The organism is Paenibacillus sp. FSL R7-269 (genome assembly GCF_000517865.1).
GTDB lineage: Bacteria > Bacillota > Bacilli > Paenibacillales > Paenibacillaceae > Paenibacillus_AQ.
Window position 1 is genome coordinate 1 of the sequence record NZ_ASPS01000102.1, and the last position, 4913, is coordinate 4913.

The 4913-nt window shown below is 54.5% G+C and carries 1 protein-coding gene, 1 pseudogene and 1 riboswitch; the gene and the pseudogene both read right to left on the reverse strand.

The window, feature by feature from the left end; genetic code table 11:
- Positions 1-580: 580 nt before the first annotated feature.
- Positions 581-2746: an S-layer homology domain-containing protein gene (locus C162_RS34805; protein ID WP_051494056.1), complete on the reverse strand. Its 2166-nt coding sequence runs from the start codon at positions 2744-2746 to the stop codon at positions 581-583.
- Positions 2747-2953: 207 nt separating this feature from the next.
- A riboswitch (cobalamin riboswitch) is annotated at positions 2954-3131 on the reverse strand.
- 1002 nt (positions 3132-4133) lie between these two features.
- Positions 4134-4913, reverse strand: a pseudogene (locus C162_RS36455) (hypothetical protein); the annotation flags it as partial.

The following is a 4913-nucleotide window of genomic DNA, read 5'->3' on the forward strand; positions in this document are numbered from 1 at the left end:
CCAGGCCGCGGCGTCTGCGCGGCCGGGGTCCCGGCGGGCGGCTGTGTGCCGCCGCCTGCCTCATCCGGCTGCGCAGAGGAGCAGCCGGAGAGCAGCAGCACCATCAGCAGGAGAAGCAGCGGAGCCAGCCTTCCCCGGCCTCTTTTGACTAGTTTGAACATTACCTGCACACCTCCACAAAAAGGGAAAAGAACGGGGCAGTCAGCCTGTTCCCCGTTCCTTCATACACCTTATGCTTACTTTTCAACACATATCCAAACGAATTTCAAGCAAATTTGTCACGCTAACGAGCCTTCAGCGCTTCGGCAACCCTATACGCCTCAACGGCTCATCGGCACGGATACTTTAGTTGGATTTTCTACACTTAATTATCCTGATTACGCATCTGTACAGAAATTAGTTGGATTTACAGCATCTAATTCTGCCCAGACCTCATCCTTCTGCAGCTTCAGACCTGAATAAGTGTCATTTATCCAACTAACTCCCGCTCTGCAGCAAATCCGGCCAAATTAGATGTCATTTATCCACTTATCGTCGGCCCCAGCGTGCAGTACAGTCTGCTCCCAACTCCAACTAAGAACTAAGGCAACCTAACCGCCACAGCAGCAGCCATCTCACGGGTTACCACAGCGGAAGGCTCGAATGCGCCGCCGGTGCCGCTCATATATCCAAGTCCCGTCACCGTACGGACAGCGGACAACGCATAGTCGCTAATCTTATCTTCGTCGCTGAACTTACCAGCCCCTGCTCCAGTTGATGCTGCATCCAGCTTATAAGCTCTAACTATCATTACAGCCATATCCTGACGCGTAACCAGCCCGTCCGGTTTGAACGTCTTAGCCGTCACGCCGCTGATAATTCCCAGCTCCTTCGCCCGGTTCACTGTTCCATAATACCATGTACCGGCCTTAACATCACTGAAGGCCCCAGCGGAAGCCGCCGCAGACGGCTCATTCCCGGTTAACCGCAGCAACAGCGCTGCAAATTCAGCACGGGTAATATTCTTTTTCGGCGCAAACACCAGACTGCCCTCACTCACACCATTCATCAGCTTGCGGTCATACGCCGTGTATACTGACTCCAGCGCCCAAGGCGAGATCGACTTCACATCGGCAAAAGCCGGACGGTCCGCCGCAGCAGAAGCCACCGTTACCGGGACCGTATGACGCACGATGGCAGGGGTCTTATCCTTCAGATATCCCGTAACCGTCAGGGTATATTTATTCGCCGGCAGACCACCAGCCACAACAGCCACGCCCGCAGCATCTGTAACTGCCGTTTTGCCGCCGATGGTTACCTGTACGCCTGCTGCCGGTGAAGTTACCGGATCAGAGGTGAAGGTCGCCTCATTCCAGACCCATTGCTTCTGGTTCACCTGCACCTTCAGATCTTGTCCAGGCTGCGGCTGTGCGGGCGTCACGGTTACGGCATCAACCACCTGCGTGTTGTCTCCGCCATAATAGACCACAATGCGGTCATTCTCCTCCAGCGCGAAGTCGCCCATCCCTACACTTGGATAGATCCATGCTCCGCCGCGGGCGACCACATACATCCAGCCATCATATCCGCCAAAAGTACCCGCAATCACGCCGCCGATCCCCGTCACATAATTGCCTGCTTCATTGACCAGGGCCAGGCGCTTGGCGGCTGCTGTCTTTTCCAGTGCATTAAGCACATTCCCTGCATACACGCCGCCTTCAGCCAAGGCTCCATTCGGACCTTCAACAGTAACCGAGACACTTACCTGATGATTCTTCACTGGTGTGCCGCTAAAATCAAAGAGCTTAGCGCCTGTACCAAACAGCTTGTACGCTACCAAAGCCTCCAGCGCCTGCTCCGTAGAGAGCGGATTGGAGCTGCCGCCCGCAGTGTGGACGAATCCGCCATCTGCTGCGCTGAAGCTCAGCAGCTTGCTGACCAGATTAATCTGGCCTTTGGTATACTCTGCTCCTGCCGGATCAATGCCGAAGGCAGACAGACCGATAATGGCCTGAGCTACACTCTCGCTGCTGTCGCCATATCCGCCGTTCTTGTCCTGTGCCTTAGCCAGCCAGGCTGCCGCCCGCTGACCGGCAGTATTCACGGCTGCTTCCTGCTTGTGTCCAGCCAGTGCGTTCAGCGTCATCGCTGTCATATCCGGATCACTCGCACCCGTGGTCAGGGTGAAGCCGCCGTCCGGGTTCTGCTTCGCCAGAATCTCTGCCAGCAGCTTGGACGGTGTCCATTTCGCATTTGCCGGGATCGTATAGCTGCCGGAATCCAGAGCGAGCAGTGCATAGACCGGATTATTCAGCGTCTGGCCGGTAATTGCATCGTGATTGTAGAGCTTCTCGATCAGGTTATAGCCTGCCACCTTCTCAGGATCGCCGCCCAGTGCCTTAACAGCAAGTGTGATCCGGGCATAGTCCGTTGCTCTGGCAAAAACACCCTTAGCCTCACTCACCTTACCTTCAAGCGCCTTCAGATAGCTGGCAGGAACCTTGTAGCCTGCTTGTGCAAGGCCAATCGCCTGCCAGTCCGACTGGACTCCGTTCTTCAGCATGAACTCCGCAGTAGCATAGACCGCAGCGGTTACGCTGGCTGCCTCACTTGCGGGCAGAGCGGATACTGCGGGCGCGGAAGTCCCGCCTGCCTGTGCAGCAGCAGCTTGTCCTGCCGGGGCTACAGCTGCTCCCAGCAGTGCGAACAGCATAATGACAGCAAGCCCCAACCGTATGAACCTGGATGATAGAGAATGGTTCTTCATAACTAACCTCTTTCCTGAAATAGAATGGATGAATCCTGCTTCCTCCGCAAAGAGAGCGGCAACCTAAAGACCGCCCTATGCAGGGCGGCCGGGGAAGAATACAATACAGGGCGGCTGAAGGAGTCGATGGCTCTCCAACATTACATTGAGCTTATACAGCCCTCGCCAATATCAGCATCTGCTCCACATTCTTACCCCCGAAGAATAGAAACAACATCGAAAAAGGCAGGTCTCCTGGCTCATACTTCACCGCTTCCCCCGCCTTCCCATCCAATTAGCAGACAGTGGCTCCTCAGGAGTTGCTCCGTATTTACAGTGGCGGGACCGCGCCGGACTTGCACCGGGCTTCCCTTTTAAGCAGATTGCTCTATTAGACATAGCTCTGCCAGCATCTGCTAGCGACAGCGTCCGGTCTCTAAGGCAATCTGCACCTTTTCCCAAAGCTTATTAAATTTTAATATTCTCAAACCATCATATCGACTATTCCCCTGTATGTCTATAGACAAGGTATATCTATTCCAGCGCCCCAAGACTCAGCCCATTCCGCACAAAAATCCTGAATAGCACATGCCCGCTCCCCCGGCACATTCGTACTATTCAGGACTATAAAAAGTTAATCTTCTGCTGCTAATCAAGACGTTGGTCTACTGCAAATCAACACTCTAGCGCACCTATGGAGACCGCGGCAGAAGGCCGATTGTATTCTATACATCAGAATTAGTATAAAAGCAGCCGATAACGCATTCTGTTGCACTTCATACCATCGATTTCGGCAAATCCCCCTCAGCCGGGCCAAATCCCAAAAATCCACTGCACCAAATACAACAGAACGCCATATTAACTCCATTATGCCTGATTCTAGTGTACAAAGTGCGATCGAGCCGCTTCTTCCGGACACTACCATACTTAACTAATTACTTTATGCTCTTATCAGCCCGCTGGAGCGCCAATCATTGTACTACGTTAAAGTAGCATGCACTAGGCTCTGACTAGTCCTCCATGCCGCGTTATATGCGCACAACGGTTCAGCTGCCGCTAGTCGATCATCAGGTTCAAACTAATCAAGATTCATTTAATCCCCTCGCTTACTGAGGGTTTGCAGTCCCCCAACTAACAAAGGTGAGAACGTTATGCTTAAATGCAATCTGTACAACTAAATCGTCTGATTTACGGCCAAATGTACTTTTAGCTGTATTTCGTGCAACTAAAATGCTTATGTACCCGGCTTTTCGCCCATTCGGGGCAAATATAGTTGTATAGAATACAGTTAGGAGAGGTATGCCTTCCTTTTCACTGTTTTTAGTTGTACAGAGTACACCTATCTCTGTAAGTAATGTTACCTGATCGCATTAGTTAAAAGCTTACGCAGCCTGCTATTGCCGCTGCTTTATTCTGCGTCCGTGTCCGCCTCCGGGCTTGCGGAAGCGGATGGCTCCGCACTAGGCGCGGCTGCAGCTGTAGCTTCCGGGGCGCTGCCCGGATCTGCCGCCAGCTTCAGCGAGTATCTTCCGGCGGTGATCATATCACCTGCCGCCAGCTTCGCGCCTGCTGAAAGCTCCACCGTCACCTCGTATACGCGTGACGGAGGAGTGCCGGCGGCTCCACTGTCCGCACCGCCGTCCACTCCCGCTCCTGCATCCCCCTTCGCATCGCCGTCCACTCCGGCTCCTGCATCACCCTTCGCACCGCCGTCCACTCCGGCTCCTGCATCACCCTTCGCATCGCCGTCCGCTCCGGCGCCTGCCTTACCACTCGCATCGCCGTCCGCTCCGGCGCCTGCCTTACCACTCGCATCGCCATCCGCTCCGGCTCCTGTATTACCCTTCGCATCACCGTCTACTCCGGCGCCTGTATTACCCTTCGCATCGCCATCCGCTCCGGCTCCTGTATTACCCTTCGCATCGCCGTCCACTCCGGCGCCTGCTGCAACCTGGCAACTGCTAACCGTTGCCTTAACCTCATAGTCCGTAACGCCGCTGGCGGACTCCACGCCGATCCGCTCCGGCTTGAAGGCGGAGCATTCCGCAGCATCAGTGAAGCTGAACAACAGCTTCACGCTGTTATTCTTACCCGCATCTCCGCTACTATTCCCGCCAGTCCCTGCATCACCGCCGTTATTCCCGCCGATAAGCCGGACTGAGACCGGAGCCGCTACAGCGGCTTTTTT

Coding starts and splice junctions, on each gene's coding strand:
- C162_RS34805 (WP_051494056.1), bottom strand. CDS start 2,746: ATGAAGAACCATTCTCTATCATCCAGGTTCATACGGTTGGGGCTTGCT.